The sequence below is a fragment of the uncultured Streptococcus sp. genome (assembly GCF_915066115.1).
GTDB lineage: Bacteria > Bacillota > Bacilli > Lactobacillales > Streptococcaceae > Streptococcus.
Map to the genome: position 1 here is coordinate 1 of NZ_CAJZDT010000006.1, position 23,083 is coordinate 23,083.

A 23,083-nucleotide genomic window follows, 5' to 3' on the forward strand; every position below is an offset into this window, starting at 1 on the left:
ATTAAGTAATTAAAAATTTTATCTTTCTTACTCTATAGCATTAGATAATATTCATTTCTGAATCTTCAGGAACTAATTCCAAATACATTCTCTGCTTCATAATACAATCTATAATCTGCAAATCAATATCTTGAATTCTGCTTTTTCCCAAAAATTCCATAGCATTTTTATCATACTTCCAGTTATAAACTTTAGTATCATATCCCCTATTTCTTACTTCTATAAGAAAATACAATAAATCACTGTACGGAACTTGATGTTCGGCTATTATCCGGTTTTTATAATCGACACTATTCTCACTTCCTTTTTCTATAATGTCTACTCTAACTTTTGAATCCTCTTTAATTGCTGAGTAATCCTTTAGAATACTATTCCTTATTCTAAGCAAACACTTAACCTCTATCCCGTAAGAAAACAAGGTGCTATTCTCAAGCCTACTTTTAATATTTGGAACAATAATAGTGGCTACATCTTCATTAAGCCAGTCCGAAACTCTATTATTAAGTTCATGAAATTTGATTGGCTTTTTATCTGATTCCATTGGGACTGTCACCAAAAAGTTGATAATTTTTTCAGTAAATGAACGCAATAGCTCTTCTTTTCCAAAGGCCCATAAAAATCTAAATAATTCATTTCTTCTTAAAGATATTCTCATTAATTGCTTTTTATATCGCTTCTTCTCTATTTTAATACTCTCAAAATGATATGTACTAAAATGGCATTCACCATTAGAATCGTAATCATAATAAAACATCATTGGAAAAGTTTTCTCGCAAAAATTTTCTCTATTCACACAAAATTCTCCGGATAAAGAAAATAATTCAAGCATACTTTGCTGAAGTCTTTTGTCACATCTTTCATATGGACAAAGTTCAAATTGTGGATTTTTCTCCTCAATTATGTCTAAATCGTGTACTAAAGCTATATTACACGCATCATAAAAAAGTGATTCCACAAGGTTAACCAACTTTACTTTGCCTCCAAAGAACAAATCCATTTTTGAACATCTTAGATTTTCTTCACACGATTGAACGAATCCTTCAGTAATTAAACTTGAGGCTACTTCTTTCCCTTTATGCTTCCTATGTTCAACAATTCTATCGTTTTGTTCAATTCTTTTTAAGTCACCATTATTGCCTGGGAAGGTACTTCTCTTATATATTGAACGTTCTAAATAATAAGAAAAATTTTCTGATACTTCTTTTGCTAATATTCCCTCAATATTTAATTTCAATTTATTACTATTTCCTTTCAAAAATTGATATATTTTTTATTTATGTTCTCTATTCTATTTTAAATCACAGAGTATGAAATGTAAAACTATGATAGGCAAAATGGAACATAGGTCTTTTAAACAAGATAAAATAGGAGTTTTTCATATCGTTAGATTTCTGACTCTGCATTCTAGTTAATTATCATCACACAAAAAAGCATTTCGTAAATTATTACGAAATGCTAAGATGATATTGTGTCTAGTTTTACTCCCTAACTAATGTATTTCTAGTAGGAAGCTGAGTAATAAAGTTAGTCAATTTATTAAAATAGGCTTTAGTTTTGAATCGCATTATGTTTTTCTACAATCTGTTTAGTAGATTTAATTCGTTCATTCGCATATTTAACAACTTCTTTGATAACTAGTTTTGATATAGCTCTTGCAAAGTTTTCCATGAAATCAAATGCTATTTCATCATTTATAACTGGCAAAGCAATATTCTTATTTTTAACAACATTCCAGCCGCCAAGTTTCATCTTATAAGAATAAATTCGTAGATCAGTTATTTTGTTGATAGCTCTGACTATGAAGAGGTACTGGTAATTGGATAGTTCCTGCTCTTCATCAGTCCATTTAATCGCATAAGCATCTGATAAAACAGTAAATTCTCTTGACTGGAAATATGCTCTATACACATCACTATTGGATGGAATAGAAATCACATCTTTTAAGATCGTTGCCCCTTCTTTTGGAGCAAAATAGTTCAAACCTTGGTTTCTAAAGCTAGAAGTCAAACAAGGTAAATCGTAATTATCAATCGCTTCTGTTGGTAAGTCTTTAGCTTTGTAAGGTAATTTCTTGGTACTGATACGACTAAATAGGCTACCAATACGATATTCTCTCCACTCCATAGAATCATAATCTTTAAGAACTTTCAGCTCTTCAGCTGACAATTCATAATTGTCCAATCCGCTTACTTTTAAGTAAGCGGATAGCTCTGCTATACGCTCTGCCTCTAGCTCTGCTATACGCTCTGCCTCTAGCTCCGCTATAAATGTATCCATAAATTCAAAATCTATTTGATTGTTACATACTGGAAGTAGGATAATCTCCTTTTTCAATGAAGATAAAGTAGGATAACTAGAATACCCACTATATTTCGATAAAGCTCTATTAATTACTACAATCAACCATTGATTAAATAATTTTTCAATGTTAGGTTTCAGTATAAACATATTCTGACTAGAATACCACTCTTTTTGTCTTAACTGTGCATGAATAGCTCCTATCTGACTTATTGAAATACAGTGAGCTTTATTTGGTTTTGAATCTAATTTTTTTACATATCCTTGAAGTCCATAATCAGTTTGTGTTCGACCGATAAATTCATAAGTATCTGTTGACTTTTGAACAAAATTCATCTTTCCCGCGTCATATCCACGAGAGGTTGAAATAGCGAACAAGTCATCTAATCTATATTCGCCCCACTCAACATTTGCCAATTTTTGATTGAGTGAGGCATCTATTTTCCCAGCAATTCATCTTCAGTAGATTGATTTTGTAAAATATTGGAAACTTCCCAAGCTAGATAATTACTAATGGTTTTCTTAAAATCATTCAGTGTCGGTTTCAAGTCAATCGGTGCAGTTTGATTCCAGTCATCACCTTTTGATACATCAATATGACCTTCATAGTATTCCTCTTCGGATAAATACTGTAGTTTACTTTTGCCGTATTTCACTAAATCAACAACTTCTTGATATTTTTCCTTAGCATGGTCTGTATCTCTAAGATTGTTACTAGATTTTTTACGATTGCTTCTTGTATAGCCATCATTTGTAAAATCAATAAATTTTACCGTATAGTCATTTTCGTGTGCTTCGCCCACTCGAAAAACATAGATATAGGTCTGAACGCTAGATTTCCCTACAAACAAGTCTATAGGCATTTTGATACTTGCTAACAAACGATTAGACCTCAATATTTCCTTGTTAATTTCAGAAGCCTTACCACTACCAGCTGACCCCTGAATGATGATAGATGCATAGCCTTTATCCATCATAGAAAGTGCACGTTTAACAAAAATCATTCCATTGCCATCTGCTGAATATGGAGGATTAAGGACAAATGCTGTCGCTGGAAATCTCTCGTCAGTCTTGCCATAGCCATACTTACCATTAAATTGTGTTAGAGAGTCTTCATTGATAATGTTTGATGAACCATCTCCCATCATAATCATATTGAGTACAGCTAACATATAGACAGATGATAGTATTTCTAGACCTAAAAGTTGATTAGCTTTAATTTCAGCCTCTTTTTTGTATAGTTCATCAGGAGAAGTAATTTTAGCTTTGGCGTCATTGAGCATTTCATTCATAGCTGATACTAGAAGTCCAGCAGAACCAGTTGCAAAGTCCCAAACATAAGAGTCTTTATCAACACGAGCTAATTTTACTAATAAAGTAGCTACGTATGATGGAGTTAGAACAACATCATTTAACTTATCTTGTGTAAAACCTAACCATGAATACATCTCATTGAAAAGTTTTCCAGTAAAGTCAGTATTCAACCCAATCTTGTAGTAAATCCCCAAATCGTCAACAATCTTGCTGAATACTCGTTTTAATTGACTTTCACCATTTACAGGCTTGTTGATATTTTCTGTAGTCAATGTATTTTTCAGCGTGCGAATGATTAGTTCTTTTTTGGTTTTTGGAATTTTTTTCTCTTTCAAGAAAGAGTTAACTTTTCGAATAACAATATCACCATCTCTATTATCTTCCTCAGTTGATGATTTTAAATCTTCCTTATCTAATGGTTTTACTTTACCTGGTACACCTAGAGTAGCAATAATAGAAGCAGCTACTAGATATACACGATCATTTTCTCCCAAACCCTTTTCATTTTGATAAATGTCATTGTTCAGCTTGGTCAAACTTGCATCAATTTCTTTTTCACGTTGCTCTTTTAATTTTTCAGCTTCCTCAGCAGTCAACTCCAAAGCTTTTACTTTCTCAATAAAGGCATCAAAGTTTCCAGATTTCAAAAAAGAGAGGTCAGTATAATCATCTACTTTTTGACCAATACCAAAGTTATCTTTTGAAACATAGTAGACACCGATTTGAGTTTGAAGTTCACCGTGCTCATCTTTATATCCAGTAACTCCTATTGAGACAATATTGGTATAGCTTGTATAATGTAATAATGCATTTGCATAGTGTACTGCCCCATTAACAGCAAAAGAATTGATATTTGAATAATTAGGTTCATTCTTACTCTTTCGATTATCTACCTGACCATCGCTATCGAGCTTCTCTAATTTATCTTTATAACCTTTATACTCAATTAAAACCGGCCAATAATCTGTATGCTTATCTTGTAGTAATAATTTTGCATCGGGACGATTCCCACCTTTACCACCATTCTTTGAAGCATACTCCAATAAAGCCTTATCGATTTCAGAATTTAATGTTTCTTGTTCTAATTTATAATTTAAATCATAAGATTTCAACCAACCATTGACTAAATCAGCCACCATAGGCTCAACCGACTGAATTTTTGCTTTCCCTTTTGCCATTTACGCGAACTCCTATCGTATTTTTAAAGCATATATTTTTTCTATTATATCATGTTTAAGCACTAATTAAACATGTATTTATAAAATTAAAAATATAAAACCAGTATCAATAGTGATACTGGTTTAAAAATTTTTAAAGTATTACCTATAACTAGCCCTAGATTTTTTTACTACTATTTTTTTTCCTATTATCTTATTAATAATATTACTAACATCATTTTCGCTTAATGAGCATTTAGGACCTATATATATTTTTTTAATTGCTGACGGGTCAAAATCTAATTTAACAAACTCGGTAATATCATTATTACCGGTGACTCTAAAATCAGAATTTAATTTAATTGGATTCCATTCGTTTTCAAAAGCATGATATTTATCAAGCACGTTTTCAAATTTCAAATCATCACAATAAATGAGTCGAACTTCTTTTTCTTCTTTAAAAGCTGGATTTTTATATTTTGCAAGTTCTGGGATTAACTCATGTAAAAAAACCTCCAGTTGTTCATCTTTTTTGATAATATTATTTCCATTTATTACCGTGCCTATAGTATCAGCTGTTTGTAAAACATCATTTTCTTTATTCTCGTAAACTACATCATTAGTATAAATTACTTCTTTAAGAAGTATATTCGGTGCGACACTCAATTTATTCAAATCAAAACCTATAGAGACCCCCGTCCCATCTTCAGCGTAGGCTCTCCATTGACTCAATAAGTCTGGGTTTTTTGAAAAACAGCTAATGTATACACTTCTCTGTCCTCTAGAATCTAATTTTTCCATAAATTCTTCAAAAGTAAAATCTAAATTTGAACGAAATTTCATCTTTTCAAAAATTGAATCTGGTAAATCGAATTCTTGTCTATTTAAAGCACGAGCTTCATTATTTAATGTTTCAAGATACCATTTTATTTCAAAACTATCATTCATCTTTAATGGATCCGAAAGATAAACTTGCTTATTCTTAATAATATTTAAAAATGTACTTAAAGAGCAATAATAATAACCAAGCATGAGTAATCCCCTCCATAAGCCTTAGTGTTTTTCTTATAATATCATACATTTGTTTTAAAATCAATCTCAAGAGTAGACAAATATTTTTTACATAATTAATATCCTTGTCCAACTCCTTGCATTTTTTATAGACTATCTGATATACTATTATTGTACCGATGAGAATCAGTACAAAAATACCTTTTCAGTTTGGTTAGTTTGTTAAATTCCATTTTTTTAAACTATTCCTCCTTACTGTTAGTATTTTTCATTAACTTCCTTTATATTTTAAGTTATTAGATAGTAATCAAAATAACTTTCTCCTACTATCATAGAAAAAGCACTGTCAACTTCCTCCGACAGTGCTTTTCTGCTACTATTAAAACTAAAACTTAAAATTGAAACGTATCACTAAAACTATTGTTTAAAATCATTCTTTTTGGTTTCAATTACTCTCACAGCAGCTCTTACTACATGAAATTCATCAATCAATTTACTAATGAGTTCATAGTTTTGTTGGCTTACTCTTCCTGTCATTAATTTTTCAGCAACTTGATTAAATTCGGTCAAATGTTCTCTTACACTCAGTAACATTTCTTTCGTATCTTTTAAGTAGTATTTCCTTGATAATTTTTCAAATTCTTGCTTAAACAAGTCAACGTTGTTATCGTGTATGGTGATCTTTTTCCCTTCAGCTACCAAATCATTTGCTTCATAACAAGTAATAAATTTACGTTCAATTGTATCGCACACAAAAATGATTCCATTATCAGAGATATACTTACGCTTTTCTGGGATTTTTTCCTCACTTGAATCATATAGTGTTAAACTACTTATCTGTTTAGCGATCCATTTAGGAAGCTGATCTTCTTTAATTCCAAATCTCTCATTAGCTCTTTGAATGAAATGTTCTGTATAAACGTACTCTGGTGCATATGAAAGTCCCATGGCAATACTCCTCTTTAAAACTTGAGAAAAATTCCTAATCAATTTGAATATTAGTGTTTAAGTCTCCTCTTTTGTGATTGGTTTCAGATAACTTAGTGCGTAAACATAGTGGCAATAGAGTTTATCCGAATCTAGAACTCTGCAAAGTCACTTGTAAGTACGTAACATAGCTTATAAACACAATGGGATGTGATAGCAATTTCTTCCCTCAAATCTTCTATAAACATTTATAAGGTTTCATAGATAAATAAGAAATTATAGTCTAACAACTAAATTTTTTATTACTTGTTTCTTCGAACTCTATCATATGAGAATCTAGCTTCTATAACCTCTCCCCATTTTCGTAAAATAGGCATGCTTAGTTCATTAGAATTAGATTTAAGTAACATATCAATGATAGTCATAAGCGTTGTACTTTCATGTGTTTCAATAGATCGTACATATTTATCTCTCTCAGTAATTTCAACTACCAAGACAAAATCTTCTCCACTTTTCAATGAATAACTAATCTCTAATGATTTAGCGTTGTTTTTTATAGGTATTTCAATAAAATCTACAATATTCATTTCAAGGTAATCAATTTTTTCTGCATTCTCTTTTTGTTTTTTAGTCATAATAGTGCTCCTTTTATATTCTTAAATTTCTACTTCAGCAATTGGTTTACGATAGTTAGGTGCTTGAACATAGTGACAATAGAGTTTCCCTAGTTCAAGTTTAGGTTTGAACTCTTCAAAATCACTTGCTAGTAAATAGCAAGGCTTATAGGCACAACTATATGTAATAGCCACTTCCTCTCTTAAATCCTCTAAAAGCATTTCTAATGTTTCATACTCGTAGATACGTGCTATTTGTCCTTTACCCTCAAATAAAGCTTTGACTAAAATAGATGTTCCATTACCGTAAAAGACGGTATTAGAAGCTATACTTTCGTAGTATTTCATTTCTAGACGATAGTACCTATCTGCTCTAGTATCCCCTATAGATACTTCTTTAGGAACCATATAAAAATATCTACCCTTTTCTACTGCCAACGTGAACCGTCTGCGCTCTTTTACTTGTTTTAGGTACTCGTCAATCCCACTACCAGTAGTCAATGCTCTTCGGATAATTGAGGCTTTATTTGACGAGTGGTGTTTGTCTAACCATTGTCCTAAAAATCTGTGAACATATACCATAATTTTTCTCTCCTTCTTATTTGTCTATATTTATATTGTAAACTATTTTTTTAAAAAAAGCTCTGTCTCGTACCAGATATTGACATTTTATTATGTTCAACTAACTGGACATTGAGATAGAATTAATTAGTCCATACGTTTCACTCTAAGTAATTTTGAAAAACTCAAGTATCCTTTTTAATATTCTTGTTTTCTCTTCATAGTAGAAACAAAAGCTAATTTTACAGGAACTGCATTGACTCTTAAATGTTTAAAACTTAAATCTTTTGATTGTGGGATAAATCTTAATTCATCTTCCAAATATCTATACACTCTTTCAGGAATTACAAAATTTCAGTTTCAGAAAAGTATTAATTGAAATTTTTCGCTCTATACGATATACTAAATATGCTAAAATTAAATATATAGAAGAAATAGAAAATGTAGGCAGAACCAATGAGTGATGTTAATGAAGTGCTGAGTCTGTATAAATCAAGTTCATTTTATAAAAAATATAAAGATACATATTTTTCTGATATTATTTTAAGAGATGCTCTTAAAGGCAAGAATTCCATACATAGATATTACGGACTAAGTAAAATGAGTTATGAAGATGTACATAGATTATCTACTGATGTTCTACGGGATTTATTTAATAAATTTGCCAAGGAAGTAGATTTCAATGATATAGAATTATTTTGGACAATGATTGATTCATTATATATTGATCCAGATTCAAACGGATTGAGAGAACTAAATGGAATCCAGTGTACAGCAGATGGCTTATTTTCTATCTGTAGAATATACAGAAAAAATGGCATTGACATCCAAACTGTTGAAGAGTACGCTGTGTATCGTAAAATTCCAATCTTCTTTTTTCCTCAAGAAAGAAACGGAATTAACACAAGACGCAATTTTGTTTTTGGTGATAGAATTGACTATACACTATATGATATTAAGTTGTATCTAGATGCAAAAACGGAAGAAGACCGAAACCAGTGTAAGTTAATCTCTACATATAAATTGCCCAAAACAAAAAAATGGTTAGAAGAACTGGGGTATTTCAAAAATTTAATTGATTGGTATGGAATAGAAGGCATTTTTGTAAATGATAACTATGATGTTTATGATATTGAGCGAGGAAATGGCAAAGTGATTTCAGCTCACCTCGATAAATATGATTGGGATTGGAGCGAAAATTATTATAGCAATCTCAAAGGGTATGTTGAACGATTCGCAAGGAAATAAATACTATGAATTGTGTACTTTATCCTAAAAGTTAATAGAAAAAACTAATCTTGGGAGTTAATACAATCTAAATACGCTTCACCTTAAGTAATTTTGAAAAGCCTAAGTATGCATTATAGTATTCTTGTTTTTTCTTCATGGTAGAAACAAAGGCTAACTTTACAGGAACTGCATTGGCTCTTGAATGTTTAAAACTTAAATCTTCTGATTGTGGGATAAATCTTAATTCATTCTCCAAATACCTATACACTCTTTCAGGAATGACTAAATTACAGATGTACTTTGCATGATCATTGTTTCGAAACATTCGTAGATAGTACTTTTTATCAGTCTTTCCTATAAACACCTTGCATTCTCCATAGTACATAGTCAGATGGTCAGATACTTCTAATTCATTTAGGAGGAGGGATCTACGAGGTAAATATTTTCTGATACCGACTTTATTTTCTAAAACAAATTTTACATCAGGCACCTCATTATTATTTTGCAGAGAATTGACGCTCCTTGGTTGGACTACTCTAGTGGTCTTTTCTTCCAGAATATGATTTAGGAGTTGTTCAGCTAAGTCTGCATCAATTTTCTCATAATATTCTTTCAGTTCTATTTTCGAAGCAGATTCCAAAGCATATTCACATCCGTCACCATGAGGTAATTTAGGATGGCTCGATAAATAGATTTTCCCATTTTTCTCGTTTATCACTAAATCCACTTTGTAACAACCAGGACAAAATAATTGGTTTTCATACTTAAGTTTTGTCCCAGCTTTATCCTTTTGATATTCCTTTTGTAGCTCATGAAGTTCTAGTCTCTCATGATCGTAAATACAATATTGAAATTTATTTTTTGTAAACATAATAATCCTTTCTAGTTATCAACAATTAAATCTTGTTTTAAAAATCTGAAATGTGTAGTTATCTAAAACCAACATCTAATTTTCTTAAACAACACAAAAACGCTCTAGACAATATGACTAGAGCGTTTTCTATATATCCGAACATCTAATTTATTTCACAAAAAATGTAGTCAAAAATGTAGTCATTCGGTTGATTTTTATTGCAATACATTGAAATTTGAAAATTCAAGAATCGCGTTAAATCAAGGTTTTTTCGTTTCTACTGAAACGTAATGACCCACTATTTAACCTCTGTAACATATAGCTATTGTTTTAACTAGAACGCTATATTTTATTAAGTTTTAATAAGTTTTAAGTTACTAAAAATAGGGTTATTTTGTTTCTGTTGTTTCCGAATTGTTGCCGTTTGTGATATTTTCTATTGTTTCTGTTAAGTAAAATGCTGTTGCGATCTTTTTGCCTTGTTCTGACATATTTTCAGTTATTTCTCTAAAAACTTCATCTGTTGTTTTTCCTTCTTTCTTTGCTAGATAAGGAAGTGCTCTCATTGTGTCTCTAGTTTGATTTATAAATATTTCCGAGAAAATATCAGGGCTATTTTGTATGTATTCTTCAAATTCTTTACTTCCATATCCATACTGTATATCACTTTCTCCCAGTAAATAACTAGTTGTAGTGTTAAGTATTGAAGCTAATTTTAGAAGCGTTTCAAAGTTGGGTTCTCTTTTTCCGTTTTCCCAATTTGTGTAGGTGTTCTGTTTTACTCCTACTTTTTCACCTAGTTCTGTTTGTGTTAACCCCTTTTTTAGTCGCAACTCTTTGAGTCTTTGGGGAAATATATTTGAATTTATCATTAAATCACAACCTTTCAAAATAAAATCACAAAAAGACGTGTTTTTGGTTGACAAACACTTCAAAATGAGATAATATTGAATTATATCACATAGTGACGTACTAAGTATATCACATTTGATAGAAAGGTTTCAAGGGGGTAAACGCTTATGATTGTATAAAAAAGTCTTTGAAGAAAAAAATCCTCAAAGACTACCTAAAAATATCTTATTAAATTATATCATATATACGGAAAAGAGAAAAGGAGATGGCCTATAAAGATTATTACGAATACAAAGATATTGTAGAAGCTACTGGCAAGTCATATAGCGCTATTAAAAAATGGCGGATATCTATTGAACGATTATCAGGGTATAAGTTTAAGAAGGTGAAGATACATGTTACTCGTAAGCATGTAAAAGACCATTATCAGTTTACTGAAGAAGAATTTCAAAAGTTTATAAAATTGTCTAAGCGAATTGATGAAACAAAGAAAATGTCTGAATCAGTCATTGAGATATGGGGTGACTTAAAAAGTGCTGAAGAAAGAGCACTAAAAATAGATGTGGCTGAATTGAAAAAATTTCAAGAAAAACAGAAAGAAAGTAACAAAAATACAGCCTTTCAGATTATTTCATTGAAAAACGATATTAGAAGATTACAAAAGCTAGAAGAACGAATTGAAGCCTTAGAAGAAAAACAAGGCAAAGGGTTCTTTTCAAAATTAAAATAATAGAAAAAAGAGGAAAAAATTATGGCAAAAAATAAAATTAAATTAACTTCAGAAGTATCACTTAAAGAGGTGGCACTTGATAGCTCTCAATTTGATATCCCTAAGAAAATTCTAGTAGATTTTTCTAAAGCTAGGGTAAGTATGAAGTACAAAAATAAAAAACCTACTGACATTATGAGTCATTACAATTTAGAGGGCGTTGATGAGCGAATTGCTAAGGCTGTAAGTGATGGCGTAATTGACCAAGAGGACGTTAAGCCTATCATCATTGAAGTTTATGGCAGTTTTGAGGAAATTGAAGAACACGCTGAATTTGGGAAAATTCTATTTGTTGAGCTTCTTGATGTGGCAGTCAAAGCTTTATGGGTTGATGGTAGAAATCCAGGATATAAAGCCGCCAAACTGGTAGCTTCAGGGCTAAAACTTGCTATGTAAGTCTAAAATTTCTGTATATGATGGGAGCTAGCCGCCTTGCTCCTATCGGTTTACAAGTGAGCTAACTAGTAGCTGATAGCGACCGCAAAAAAGGCGGTTCGCCTTGCGCGGTTGCGAGTATCAGCGGGCATCTAGTTGGCTGACTTGTTCCGATAGGGCAATGCAATAAGCTACCTAAATATGCAGAAATTTTAGTTAAAAAGTTTTTTGGGGGAGCATATATCCATATTTCCAAAACCTATGCGCGAGCGCCATTCTAGGACTTGACGATAGAATGGTGCAAACCAAGGGTAATCCCTTGATTGGCAAGCTTTCCGTGGACGTTACCGAAGGTGTCAGCGTAGCGTTAGGGAAACAAAAATGCCAAAAAATTAAGGGTTTTTCGTGGATATATTCGTGGATATATTCGTGGATATATTCTCCAAAAAAAAGAGTATATATCCAAAATGATAGAATAAAAAAACGAAAACATAGAAAAAATATACAAAAGTCTTTCATGAATTGAAAAGGATAAAGAATGACTAAAAGAATTAGAAACAGACGTTTCTTATTTGAGCAACAACTCAAACCAGATTATTGGGATTGGACTGTATCGGATAAGAAACTATTAGAAAACTGGGAAGAAAATAAAGATAAGATTTTTAGATTAATCTTTGACCGTATCCGTGAACTAGTCGAAGAAGATGAATTTGTGGAAGTGGCTTTTATCGTCCATGATAAAGATATTTCCTATGGGACAAAATTGGTCGAACCTCATATTCACGGATATATTGATTTTCCAAAATTGATAGATTTATCAAAAGTTGCTATGGCTTTAGGGGTAGAAAAAGAACGTGTCGAGACTCCAAAATCAAAAGGCGGTAGGGGTTATACACGTATCAACGCTTTAGCTTATCTTATCCATGCAAAAGATAAAGATAAATATCAATATCCTGTTAGTGATGTTGAAACATTTGATACGCTTGACTATGAAGTTTTTATCAATCAGAATAAAGAAGATTTTGAGAATTATTCTGCAACAAGAAAACGTGAGAAATCAGAAGAAAGTCTTGATTTGGTATTGGCTAAAGTTCAACTAGGAGAATTGACCTATAATGATGTTATGGAAGACGATAACCTTGCTTTTCTCTTTGGAAATAATCAACAGAAATTTAGGGAACGATTTAATTTTTATGGAGAACGTCAGGCTTTTTTACGTTTAAAAAGTTTGGAACTTGGGGAATATCAATTAACTGTACTTTATATACAAGGAGAATCAGAAGTTGGGAAGTCGACTTTATCTAGAGAAATAGCCTTACAGGTTCAAAGTAAATTAAATGAAATAGGTTTGAGAGGGGATATCTATTCGGCTTCTTCTGCTAACCCTTTTGATGATTATTATGGTGAAGAAATCTTAGTATTAGACGATTTAAGGGAAAATAATATGTCTCCAAGTGATTGGCTAAAATTATTTGACCCCCTTAATTCTGCTAGAATGTCGGCACGCTATCAAAATAAAAGGGTAGTTCCAAGGTTGATAATTATGCCTGTTTATAAGTCACCAAAATTATTTTTTGGAGAAATTAAGGAAGAGGATCTAAATCAGTTCCTTAGGAGAATTAACTTTTTATTAGATGTAACCTATAAGCAAGGGTCAGATGAAAATCGTTTATATAATATTTCTGAAGTTGTGAAACGTAGGGGAGTTGATTTTTATCAGAAAAAAGATGGTTCTATGGCTGTTTTAAACTTCAAATATGAAGATATATTTTGCTCAGATGATAAAGATGATTTTATAAGTAAATTGCTTGAAGATTGTATTTATCCTAGAATATTGCCAAAGAAAATAAAGGACGTGACAAATGACTAAAAAAATTGTGATTTTCTTTGATGAAAGGTTAAATACTGACTTTCGTATAGTACGCTTTGGGAAGTTTATACCGATAAGTCAAGAACTAGATAATATTTATATGTTCATAAATGATAGGAATTTATGGAATAGATGCAAAAAAAAGATGCGTGAAAATCAATCACACATCAAAATAAAAAACCAAAGTAATTATAACATGAAAAGGAGAAAAATGCTATGTTCGTAACAAAAGAAGATTTGAAAAAATTAGGTTTTGGAAATTATCAAGCTTATAGTTTGATTAAACAGGCCAAGGCTTTGATGGTACAAAAGGGCTTTGCTTACTATAATTCTAAGGGATTGGGGCAAGTTCCTGTTGAAGCTGTTGAGGAAATTTTGGGTACAAAATTAAATTTTGAGGAAGTGGAAGAATATGCCTAAAATCCCTCATGTATATTATGACAAGGCTAGTAGCTCTTATTATGCGGTTGCTTCACTAGGTTTTGATGAAGTGACTGGTAAAAGAATGCAGAAAAAGAAAAGAGGGTTTAAAACTCAAACAGAAGCCAAGAAATGGTATGATGATTTTATAGCGAAACACTCGAAAAAAGCTATTGTACATGGTGCGACTTTAACGGTTGAGTTGTTTTTGGAAAAGTATTTTGTACCTCACTATAAGAATAAAGTGACTACCAGGACATTTATGACCTTTTCTTCTAAGTTGAAAAGATTGAAATATTTTTATCCTATGAAAATGGTTGATGTTAAACCTATTCATATAAAAAAATGGCATACAGACATCTTGGAAGAGGGGCTATCTAATAACTATTTAAAAGATTTACATCAAACAGTAAAAGAGCTATTTGATATGGCGCTTACTTTGGGTGTTGTGAGCGAAAATCCTGCTCGGCAGGTTGGAAATATGAAGAGGACTAGAAAAAAGGTTGATTTTTGGACAAAAGAAGAATTTGAAAAATTTATTAAAACCTTTGAAAAAGATGATGTTGTAGAACATTTGAAATATATCTGTTTTCTATTTCTCTTTATGACAGGATTGAGGATAAGCGAATTACAAGCTTTAACATGGGAAGATGTTGATTTTGAGAATAAAGCTGTACAAGTCAATAAGTCTATGTTTTATCAAAACAAAAATAATTGGCAAATTAACCCTACAAAAACATTTTCAAGCAATAGAAAAATCTATCTTGATGATACGACGATTAAGGCGCTATCCTTATGGAAAAATCATCAGAAAAAGCTAGGAAAAATAAGTTTTGTCTTTTCTTATAACTGTTTACCAGTGACTAAGACAATGCTTGCTAATAGCATGAAGAAACATGGAGAAATGGCTGAAGTCAAAAGTATCCGTATACATGATTTAAGGCACTCCCATGCTAGTCTGTTGCTCTCTTTGGGTATGAATGACCTAGAACTTAAAAATAGGCTAGGACATGCAGATATACAGACCACTTTGGGAGTTTATTCCCATCTTCGTCCTTCTGCTATGAAAGAGGTGGCGGACAAACTAGAGGGGGTACTTTCACTATAAATTAAAATCACGGCTTTCGTATCACTAGCGAAGTCTGTTATACGAAAACGGAGATTATAAAAAGGTAGCAAGATTATGTCTTACTACCTTTTTTGTTGCCAAAATGTTCCCACTCGGCTATTATTAAGTGTTAAAACGTTGATTTAACGCTATTTTCACTAATTTAACTCTTATTTAACCTCTGTAAACACAACGTGTTTGCGAAGTTTTGGTGAGTATTTCTTCAATTGAAGACGGTCTGGAGTGTTACGTTTGTTTTTAGAAGTAAGGTACAAGCGTTCACCAGATTCTTTGTGTTCAAGTGTAATATTTACGCGCATGGTATCTCCCTTCTATTATTCAGCTGATGCAGCTTTAGCGATCTTACGTCCTTTGTAGTATCCTTTAAGTGATACACGGTGAGAACGTGAGTAATCTCCAGTAGTTTCGTCAAAGTTTACAGATGGAGCTGTTACTTTGTAGTGTGTACGACGTTTGTTTTTCTTCGCTTTTGAAGTGCGACGTGCAGGTACTGCCATTTTGATTTCTCCTTTAGGTATTTATATTCGATTCAATCTACTGATTTTCATCAACCATACTAGGATAACACATTTTTTTTGTAAAGTAAAGTTACTTGACAAAAAAAGATGAAAAAATTAAAAGGTCATCAACCAAATTAATCGAAATTTTCTGAAAATTCAAGAATTTTCTTCTGTTCATTGCTTTTAAAATGTGCTATAATAGTAAAAACTGAAATGGGAGGGAACAAATGACTGAATTAGATACACGTCACCGCAGTAGCATTTATGACAGCATGGTAAAATCGCCAAACCGTGCCATGCTTCGTGCGACTGGTATGACAGATAAGGACTTTGAAACACCGATTGTTGGGGTTATTTCGACTTGGGCGGAAAATACACCATGTAACATTCACTTGCATGATTTCGGAAAATTGGCTAAAGAGGGTGTCAAATCTGCAGGCGCTTGGCCTGTACAGTTTGGTACCATTACCGTAGCGGACGGGATTGCCATGGGAACGCCTGGTATGCGTTTCTCTCTAACATCTCGTGATATCATCGCGGACTCCATCGAGGCAGCTATGGGTGGTCACAACGTGGATGCCTTCGTCGCTATTGGTGGCTGTGACAAGAACATGCCTGGTTCTATGATTGCCATTGCCAATATGGATATTCCAGCCATTTTCGCCTATGGTGGAACTATTGCACCTGGAAATCTTGATGGCAAAGACATCGACTTGGTTTCTGTTTTTGAGGGAATCGGAAAATGGAACCACGGTGACATGACGGCTGAGGACGTGAAACGTCTTGAATGTAATGCCTGCCCAGGCCCTGGTGGCTGTGGTGGTATGTACACAGCTAATACCATGGCGACTGCTATCGAAGTTCTCGGTATGAGTTTGCCAGGTTCTTCATCTCACCCAGCTGAATCAGCTGACAAGAAAGAAGACATCGAAGCAGCAGGACGTGCTGTTGTTAAGATGTTGGAGCTTGGTCTCAAACCATCAGATATCTTGACTCGTGAAGCCTTTGAAGATGCTATCACTGTAACCATGGCTCTCGGTGGTTCTACAAATGCCACTCTTCACTTGCTTGCCATTGCCCATGCTGCCAATGTTGACTTGTCACTTGAGGACTTCAATACGATTCAAGAACGTGTGCCTCACTTGGCCGACTTGAAACCATCTGGTCAGTATGTCTTCCAAGACCTCTATGAAGTCGGTGGTGTCCCTGCGGTTATGAAATATCTCTTGGCAAATGGATTCCTTCATGGAGACCGCATCACATGTACTGGTAAGACAGTCGCTGAGAACTTGGCTGACTTTGCAGACCTCACTCCAGGTCAAAAAGTTATCATGCCACTTGAAAATCCAAAACGTGCAGATGGTCCGCTTATCATCTTGAACGGGAACCTTGCACCAGACGGTGCGGTTGCCAAGGTATCAGGTGTGAAAGTGCGCCGTCACGTTGGTCCAGCTAAGGTCTTTGACTCAGAAGAAGATGCGATTCAGGCTGTTCTGACAGATGAAATCGTTGATGGCGATGTTGTCGTTGTTCGTTTTGTTGGACCTAAGGGTGGTCCTGGTATGCCTGAGATGCTGTCACTTTCATCAATGATCGTTGGTAAAGGTCAAGGAGACAAGGTTGCCCTCTTGACGGACGGACGCTTCTCTGGTGGTACCTATGGTCTGGTTGTTGGACATATCGCTCCTGAAGCTCAGGATGGTGGACCGATTGCCTACCTCCGTACAGGCGATATTGTTACGGTTGACCAAGATACCAAAGAAATTTCAATGGCTGTATCGGAAGAAGAACTTGAAAAACGCAAGGCAGAAACAACCTTGCCACCACTTTACAGCCGTGGTGTCCTCGGTAAATATGCCCATATCGTATCATCTGCTTCACGCGGAGCCGTGACAGACTTCTGGAATATGGACAAGTCAGGTAAAAAATAAACTCATACTCTTCGAAAATCAAATTCAAACCACGTCAACGTCGCCTTGCCGTACTCAAGTACAGCCTGCGGCTAGTTTCCTAGTTTGCTCTTTGATTTTCATTGAGTATCAAAAAGCAAGCCAACTTCGGCTTGCTTATTTTTATCTTCAAAAGTAATTTACCTGCTTAACGAGGTGGCAGCCCAAGGGCAATACGGCCGTAGCGACTGATTCGTGTGATTTTCCAAGCAGGCGACCAGGTAACTTCAACCTTGACATCTTCGATACCTTCGATTTGTTTTAGACCTGCCACGATTTCGATAGGCAGGCTTTCGGCACAATCGCAGGCTGTGTCAGTGAAGGTCATGACAATCTTGCAGAGACCTGTTTCGTCCAGATTGATTTCATAAATCAGTCCTAGATTGTAAACATCCAATTCCACATCTGTATCAAAAACCTTCTCTAGTTTTTCGATAATTTGGTCTTGTAAGGCCAAAGCACGGTCATTGATTTTGATATCGTCTCTCATTACAGTCCCTCCACGTGATAAATATCCTCTATTTTCTCATAATTCTGACAATTTGGCAAGTTTTTGATGAATTTTCTGAAAAAATATGATAATATAAAGAAAATGCAGAATTAAAGGGAAGCCTATGGAGCAGATTGGAAAAGTCTTTAGACAATTACGAGAGTCAAGAAATATCTCGCTGAGACAAGCAACTGGGGGACAATTTTCGCCGTCTATGTTGTCCCGATTTGAAACAGGCCAGAGTGAGCTTTCGGTGGAAAAGTTTCTATTTGCCCTAGAAAATATATCTGCCAGTGTAGAGGAAATCCTCTTTCTGGCGAGAGGTTTTCAGTATGATACAGATTCTGAGTTGAGAAAAGAAATCATAGATGTCTTGGATCCAAAGAATATAGCTCCGCTTGAGGACTTGTATCGCAGGGAGTATCAAAAGCATGCCCATTCTCAAAATAAACAGAAACATATTCTAAATGCCATTATTATCAAGTCTTATATGAAGAGCATGGACGAAAGGGTAGAGTTAACGGCAGAGGAGGGGAAAGTCCTTCATGATTATTTGTTTTCTACCGAGATCTGGGGAATCTATGAACTCAATTTATTTTCAGTCAGTTCACCATTTCTATCTGTTTCTCTTTTCACTAGGTATGTTAGAGAAATGGTACGTAAATCTGATTTTCTAATGGAAATGTCTGGTAATCGAAACCTTTTTCACACTATACTCTTGAATGGTTTTTTAGCCAGCATTGAGTGTGAAGAATTTACCAATGCCTCTTATTTTAAACGTGTCATCGAAGAGCATTTCTACAATGAAAATGAAACCTATTTCCGAATTGTCTATTTGTGGGCGGAAGGTCTTCTTGATAGCAAGCAAGGCAGAGTCAAGGAAGGTCAGAAAAAGATGGAAGATGCTGTCCGTATTTTTGAGATGCTAGGCTGTAACAAATCTGCCGAATACTATAGAAATACGACCGATTGTTGAATATTTGCAAGCTAAGAAAATAATTTGAAATTTTAAGCGATAGAACTGTTGGGCTCTCTCGTGTCATTGGAGAAATTCTATCGTCTCTTTTTACTTATTTTTTGTTGCATATATTCAAAAATTTTTCCTCTAAAATTTCTAAGTGCTATACTATAGTCATACTTCACATAAAACTTATACTCTTCGAAAATCTCTTCAAACCACGTCAGCTTCACCTTGCCGTACTCAAGTACAGCCTTCGGCTAGCTTCCTAGTTTGCTCTTTGATTTTCATTGAGTATTTGAACAAGAAGGGAGATTACCTATGAAACTATTGTTCAGAAATCAAGCTTATCGTCTCTTGACTTTGTCACGCTTCTTCAATGCTTTTGGTGCTTCGATTTTCAATCTGGTCTTTATCGTCTATGCATCGACCTTGCCACAAGCATCTTTTGCTGTTGCTATGGCGAATATTGTCATGCTTCTTCCGACTCTCTTTACAGTTTTTGTAGGGATTCGGGCAGATTACACGAGGGACAAGGTCAAATGGATGGTCTATAGTGGTTTGTTTCAGGCGGTTTTATTTTTTCTAGCAGCCCTAGTTGTTCAGCAAGCTAGTCTCTTTGCCTTTTCTAGCCTGTGTTTAATCAATGTCATTAGCGATGTAATCAGTGATTTTGCTGGTGGTTTGCGCATGCCTCTTATTAAGGAAAAAGTAGCTGAAGATGATCTGATGGAGGCTTATTCTTTTTCCCAGTTCATCACCTATATTTCAGCCATTGGTGGTCAAGCTTTCGGAGTCTGGCTCTTAGGGCTATCGGTCAATAATTTTTCTCTCGTTGCGGGAATCAATGCCTGTTTTTTCCTAGTATCAGCCGTTATCCTCTTTTTAGGAAAAAGCAAATTGAGACTGTCGATTTCATCCGCTGATGGTGAATCACTAAAAAATGAGAAGCTTTCTATCAAAGACCAGTTCCTAACAATTTACCGAAATTTACGCCTTGTTTTTCTTAAAGGTGGACAGAAAAACTTTGGATTCATGATCTTTGCTGTCTTGCTTATCAATGCCTTGGGTGGTTCCTTAGGGGGCATCTACAATATCTTCTTTTTGAGCCATTCTCTCTTGAATTTTTCTTACACAGAGGCGTTATTTATCGGTCAAGTCGGTGCTGTAGTAGCAGTCATCATCAGTAGCCTTACGGGCAATGATTATTTTGGGAAGCAGTCCTTGCCTAGATTGATGATGTGGGTGACCGTAGGACTTAGTCTAGTTGGTCTGGCTAATGTATTCAATCAAGTCGTGCTTGGCTTGCTATTTCTATTTTTAACTCTGTATATGTCTGGTAAAGTTCAACCAAAGATTAGTGCCATGCTCATGAAAAATCTAGCTCCAGAAGTTCTAGCTCGTACCAGTAATTTTTTAGGTTTATTGTTTACCTTATCCATACCTGTGGGAACAGCTTGTTTTTCACTTATAGCTGTATGGAATATACAGTTGACTTGGATGCTATTTGTTGGTCTTTCCTTCCTGGCTATTCTTTTGACAGTTATTAATCTCAAAAATGATATCTAAATCCTAAATTTTTTCTCACTGTTTTAATCCCTCTATTTATGGTAAAATAAGACTATTAAGTTTAAAGAGGATTCCCTATGAAATTACAAAAACCAAAAGGAACGCAGGATATTTTACCTGCTGAGTCTGCCAAATGGCAGTACGTTGAAGGCTTTGCCCGTGAGATTTTCAAGCGCTATAACTACGCAGAAGTGCGCACGCCTATTTTTGAGCATTACGAGGTTATCAGTCGCTCTGTCGGAGATACAACGGATATCGTAACCAAGGAAATGTACGACTTCTATGACAAGGGAGACCGTCATATTACCCTCCGTCCAGAAGGAACTGCGCCCGTTGTTCGTTCCTATGTGGAAAATAAACTCTTCGCCCCAGAAGTGCAAAAGCCAAGTAAGTTCTACTACATGGGCCCTATGTTCCGCTATGAGCGTCCGCAGGCAGGGCGTTTGCGCCAGTTCCACCAGATTGGTGTTGAGTGTTTTGGCTCTAGCAATCCAGCTACCGATGTGGAAACCATCGCGATGGCAGCTCATTTCTTGAAAGAAATCGGTATCCAAGGTGTCAAATTACATCTCAACACTCTTGGAAACCCTGAGAGCCGTGCGGCTTACCGTCAAGCCTTGATTGACTATTTGACACCGCTCAAGGAGACCTTGTCTAAGGATAGCCAACGTCGCTTGGAGGAAAATCCTCTCCGTGTCTTGGACTCTAAGGAAAAAGAAGACAAGGTAGCAGTAGAGAATGCACCGTCTATCTTGGACTTCCTTGATGAAGAAAGTCAAGCTCATTTTGATGCTGTGCGTCAGATGTTGGAAAATCTTGGAGTAGACTACATCATCGATACCAATATGGTGCGTGGTCTGGACTACTACAACCACACCATTTTCGAGTTTATCACAGAGATTGAGGGCAATGACTTGACAGTCTGTGCGGGTGGTCGCTACGATGGTTTGGTTGCTTACTTTGGAGGCCCAGAAACCGCCGGATTTGGCTTTGGACTTGGTGTAGAGCGTTTGCTTCTCATTCTTGAAAAGCAAGGTGTGTCCCTCCCTATCGAAAACGCCCTAGATGTCTATATCGCAGTCTTGGGTCAAGGGGCAAATATCAAGGCATTGGAATTGGTACAGGCTCTTCGCCAACAAGGTTTCAAAGCAGAGCGTGATTACCTCAACCGTAAACTCAAAGCTCAGTTCAAGTCAGCCGATGTCTTTGCTGCTAAGACCCTCATCACTCTAGGAGAGAGTGAAGTCGAAAGCGGACAAGTGACGGTCAAGAACAATCAAACACGAGAAGAAGTGCAAGTGTCACTTGAGACAATCAGCCAAAACTTCTCAGAAATCTTTGAAAAACTAGGCTTTTAATAGTAGAAAAACTGGTCAGGAACCTACTCCTGACCTTTTTCTTTTGCAAAATGACAAAAATCATAAACTTTTTGACAAATATGCTTGTCAAAAAGAAAAAGATGTGTTACAATATAAGCAAGTTAAGAGAAAAGGAGCAAGGAACGATTATGTGGGCATTAGGATTTGTACCTCTTGTGATTATGTATTATATCTACCATTCCCAAAAGGTCAAGAAACTAGAGAATAAAATCAAAAGAATTGAGCAAAAACAGAAAGGAAATAAAGAAATGTCAAGAATTTTAAAAGAATTGATTGGGAAAACACCGACAATCGTTGGACAAGTTTTTGGAACAGATAACTGGGAAGTTGTGGATGTTGATGAGGAATGGGTCAAGCTACGTCGTGTTAATAAAAAAGGAAAAGAAAAATTCAAACTACAACGCATTGAGGATATCCAAACTGTTGAATTTGACGGAAAGTAGGTGTGTAACATGCAACTAAAAAATCGTCTAAAAGAGCTGCGGGCTCGCGATGGTCTCAACCAAACCGACCTAGCCAAGCTAGCTGGGGTTTCCAGACAGACCATTAGCCTACTAGAACGGGATGAGTACACCCCATCCATTATCATTGCCCTGAAAATATCTCAGATTTTCAACGAAACAGTCGAATCGGTATTTCGCTTGGAGGAGGACGAGTGATGAACAAGTATAAAGTAATCTATTATGTAGTTGCCATAGCTCTATTAGTCAGTGTATTTCTATTGATTGGGATAGACTTAGGCTGGTTTAATCCCTATCAAAGTGACCAATTTATTTGGGCCTACTTTGCTCTCATCCCAGTAGTTGACTGGATTGAAAAGAAATCAAAAAATTTAGCAAGTGAAAAAGGAGAATGAAT

At 34.8% G+C, this 23,083-nt stretch carries 24 protein-coding genes and 1 pseudogene; 13 read left to right on the forward strand and 12 right to left on the reverse strand.

The genetic code is table 11. From position 1 onward, the window contains the following. Positions 1 to 40: 40 nt before the first annotated feature. The 7 genes from QZ565_RS00965 to QZ565_RS00995 all read right to left on the reverse strand — a co-directional run bounded on the left by QZ565_RS00965 (position 41) and on the right by QZ565_RS00995 (position 7,903). Positions 41 to 1,234 (reverse strand): hypothetical protein, encoded by a 1,194-nt coding sequence (locus tag QZ565_RS00965; protein WP_295524293.1) that lies wholly within the window; start codon positions 1,232 to 1,234, stop codon positions 41 to 43. A 314-nt stretch (positions 1,235 to 1,548) separates the two neighbouring features. Then, complete coding sequence (locus tag QZ565_RS00970; RefSeq protein ID WP_295524295.1) at positions 1,549 to 2,715, reverse strand: restriction endonuclease subunit S; 1,167 nt, start codon at positions 2,713 to 2,715, stop codon at positions 1,549 to 1,551. 20 nt (positions 2,716 to 2,735) lie between these two features. Beyond that, positions 2,736 to 4,790, reverse strand: coding sequence for an N-6 DNA methylase (locus QZ565_RS00975; protein WP_295524297.1), 2,055 nt, complete (start codon positions 4,788 to 4,790; stop codon positions 2,736 to 2,738). Between the two features lie 141 nt (positions 4,791 to 4,931). Then, entirely contained in the window at positions 4,932 to 5,801 is an 870-nt protein-coding gene (locus QZ565_RS00980) for a DUF2971 domain-containing protein (RefSeq protein ID WP_295524299.1), read from the reverse strand. 396 nt (positions 5,802 to 6,197) lie between these two features. After that, positions 6,198 to 6,728 carry a hypothetical protein gene (locus QZ565_RS00985; RefSeq protein WP_295524301.1) on the reverse strand — a complete coding sequence of 177 codons (531 nt, stop codon included), beginning with the start codon at positions 6,726 to 6,728 and terminating at the stop codon, positions 6,198 to 6,200. A gap of 281 nt (positions 6,729 to 7,009) precedes the next feature. Further along, positions 7,010 to 7,342 (reverse strand): hypothetical protein, encoded by a 333-nt coding sequence (locus tag QZ565_RS00990; protein ID WP_295524303.1) that lies wholly within the window; start codon positions 7,340 to 7,342, stop codon positions 7,010 to 7,012. A gap of 21 nt (positions 7,343 to 7,363) precedes the next feature. Beyond that, the gene (locus QZ565_RS00995) at positions 7,364 to 7,903 is read right to left on the reverse strand and encodes a hypothetical protein (RefSeq protein ID WP_295524305.1); all 540 of its coding nucleotides are present in this window, start codon (positions 7,901 to 7,903) and stop codon (positions 7,364 to 7,366) included. A 435-nt stretch (positions 7,904 to 8,338) separates the two neighbouring features. On the opposite strand from QZ565_RS00995, the gene QZ565_RS01000 reads away from it, so the two are divergent. After that, positions 8,339 to 9,130 carry a hypothetical protein gene (locus QZ565_RS01000; RefSeq protein ID WP_295524307.1) on the forward strand — a complete coding sequence of 264 codons (792 nt, stop codon included), beginning with the start codon at positions 8,339 to 8,341 and terminating at the stop codon, positions 9,128 to 9,130. Positions 9,131 to 9,197: 67 nt separating this feature from the next. On the opposite strand, the gene QZ565_RS01005 is transcribed toward QZ565_RS01000, so the two are convergent. Both QZ565_RS01005 and QZ565_RS01010 read right to left on the reverse strand, forming a co-directional pair. Next, the gene (locus tag QZ565_RS01005) at positions 9,198 to 9,983 is read right to left on the reverse strand and encodes a hypothetical protein (protein ID WP_295524309.1); all 786 of its coding nucleotides are present in this window, start codon (positions 9,981 to 9,983) and stop codon (positions 9,198 to 9,200) included. A 371-nt stretch (positions 9,984 to 10,354) separates the two neighbouring features. Then, positions 10,355 to 10,837 (reverse strand): helix-turn-helix transcriptional regulator, encoded by a 483-nt coding sequence (locus QZ565_RS01010; RefSeq protein ID WP_261027804.1) that lies wholly within the window; start codon positions 10,835 to 10,837, stop codon positions 10,355 to 10,357. Positions 10,838 to 11,082: 245 nt separating this feature from the next. Between QZ565_RS01010 and QZ565_RS01015 the strand changes: the two genes are divergently transcribed. The 5 genes from QZ565_RS01015 (at position 11,083) to QZ565_RS01035 (ending at position 15,359) form a co-directional block, all read left to right on the forward strand. Further along, on the forward strand, positions 11,083 to 11,547 hold the full coding sequence (locus QZ565_RS01015; RefSeq protein WP_295524314.1) for a hypothetical protein: 465 nt from the start codon (positions 11,083 to 11,085) through the stop codon (positions 11,545 to 11,547). Between the two features lie 21 nt (positions 11,548 to 11,568). Further along, on the forward strand, positions 11,569 to 11,982 hold the full coding sequence (locus tag QZ565_RS01020) for a hypothetical protein (RefSeq protein WP_261027808.1): 414 nt from the start codon (positions 11,569 to 11,571) through the stop codon (positions 11,980 to 11,982). 517 nt (positions 11,983 to 12,499) lie between these two features. Continuing rightward, positions 12,500 to 13,831, forward strand: a complete 1,332-nt coding sequence (locus QZ565_RS01025; RefSeq protein ID WP_295524317.1) for a Rep family protein — start codon at positions 12,500 to 12,502, stop codon at positions 13,829 to 13,831. 216 nt (positions 13,832 to 14,047) lie between these two features. Continuing rightward, entirely contained in the window at positions 14,048 to 14,251 is a 204-nt protein-coding gene (locus QZ565_RS01030; RefSeq protein WP_000498227.1) for a DUF3173 family protein, read from the forward strand. Then, positions 14,244 to 15,359: a site-specific integrase gene (locus tag QZ565_RS01035; protein ID WP_261027812.1), complete on the forward strand. Its 1,116-nt coding sequence runs from the start codon at positions 14,244 to 14,246 to the stop codon at positions 15,357 to 15,359. Before QZ565_RS01030 ends, QZ565_RS01035 begins: the two co-directional genes overlap by 8 nt. A 170-nt stretch (positions 15,360 to 15,529) precedes the next feature. Here the strand turns inward: QZ565_RS01035 and rpmG are convergent, their stop codons facing one another. Continuing rightward, on the reverse strand, positions 15,530 to 15,679 hold the full coding sequence (gene rpmG, locus QZ565_RS01040; protein ID WP_001265622.1) for a 50S ribosomal protein L33: 150 nt from the start codon (positions 15,677 to 15,679) through the stop codon (positions 15,530 to 15,532). Between the two features lie 15 nt (positions 15,680 to 15,694). After that, a complete protein-coding gene (gene rpmF / locus QZ565_RS01045) occupies positions 15,695 to 15,877 on the reverse strand; it encodes a 50S ribosomal protein L32 (RefSeq protein WP_000290417.1) in 183 nt (60 codons plus the stop codon). A 230-nt stretch (positions 15,878 to 16,107) separates the two neighbouring features. Between rpmF and ilvD the strand changes: the two are divergent. Further along, a pseudogene (ilvD, locus tag QZ565_RS01050) lies at positions 16,108 to 17,894 on the forward strand (dihydroxy-acid dehydratase). An 83-nt stretch (positions 17,895 to 17,977) separates the two neighbouring features. Here ilvD and QZ565_RS01055 read toward each other — a convergent pair. Beyond that, on the reverse strand, positions 17,978 to 18,319 hold the full coding sequence (locus QZ565_RS01055) for a metal-sulfur cluster assembly factor (RefSeq protein WP_001204052.1): 342 nt from the start codon (positions 18,317 to 18,319) through the stop codon (positions 17,978 to 17,980). A gap of 124 nt (positions 18,320 to 18,443) precedes the next feature. On the opposite strand from QZ565_RS01055, the gene rgg reads away from it, so the two are divergent. The 6 genes from rgg to QZ565_RS01085 all read left to right on the forward strand — a co-directional run bounded on the left by rgg (position 18,444) and on the right by QZ565_RS01085 (position 23,081). Next, positions 18,444 to 19,295, forward strand: coding sequence for a quorum-sensing system transcriptional regulator Rgg (gene rgg, locus QZ565_RS01060; protein WP_295524321.1), 852 nt, complete (start codon positions 18,444 to 18,446; stop codon positions 19,293 to 19,295). Positions 19,296 to 19,598: 303 nt separating this feature from the next. Then, positions 19,599 to 20,846 carry a transporter gene (locus tag QZ565_RS01065; RefSeq protein ID WP_295524323.1) on the forward strand — a complete coding sequence of 416 codons (1,248 nt, stop codon included), beginning with the start codon at positions 19,599 to 19,601 and terminating at the stop codon, positions 20,844 to 20,846. 77 nt (positions 20,847 to 20,923) lie between these two features. Next, entirely contained in the window at positions 20,924 to 22,204 is a 1,281-nt protein-coding gene (gene hisS / locus QZ565_RS01070) for a histidine--tRNA ligase (protein ID WP_295524325.1), read from the forward strand. Further along, a complete protein-coding gene (locus QZ565_RS01075) occupies positions 22,204 to 22,668 on the forward strand; it encodes a hypothetical protein (protein WP_295524366.1) in 465 nt (154 codons plus the stop codon). Before hisS ends, QZ565_RS01075 begins: the two co-directional genes overlap by 1 nt. A 9-nt stretch (positions 22,669 to 22,677) precedes the next feature. Next, positions 22,678 to 22,884, forward strand: a complete 207-nt coding sequence (locus tag QZ565_RS01080) for a helix-turn-helix transcriptional regulator (RefSeq protein WP_001176227.1) — start codon at positions 22,678 to 22,680, stop codon at positions 22,882 to 22,884. Continuing rightward, positions 22,884 to 23,081 (forward strand): hypothetical protein, encoded by a 198-nt coding sequence (locus QZ565_RS01085; RefSeq protein ID WP_295524346.1) that lies wholly within the window; start codon positions 22,884 to 22,886, stop codon positions 23,079 to 23,081. The genes QZ565_RS01080 and QZ565_RS01085 overlap by 1 nt, the downstream gene beginning before the upstream one ends. Positions 23,082 to 23,083: the final 2 nt, after the last annotated feature.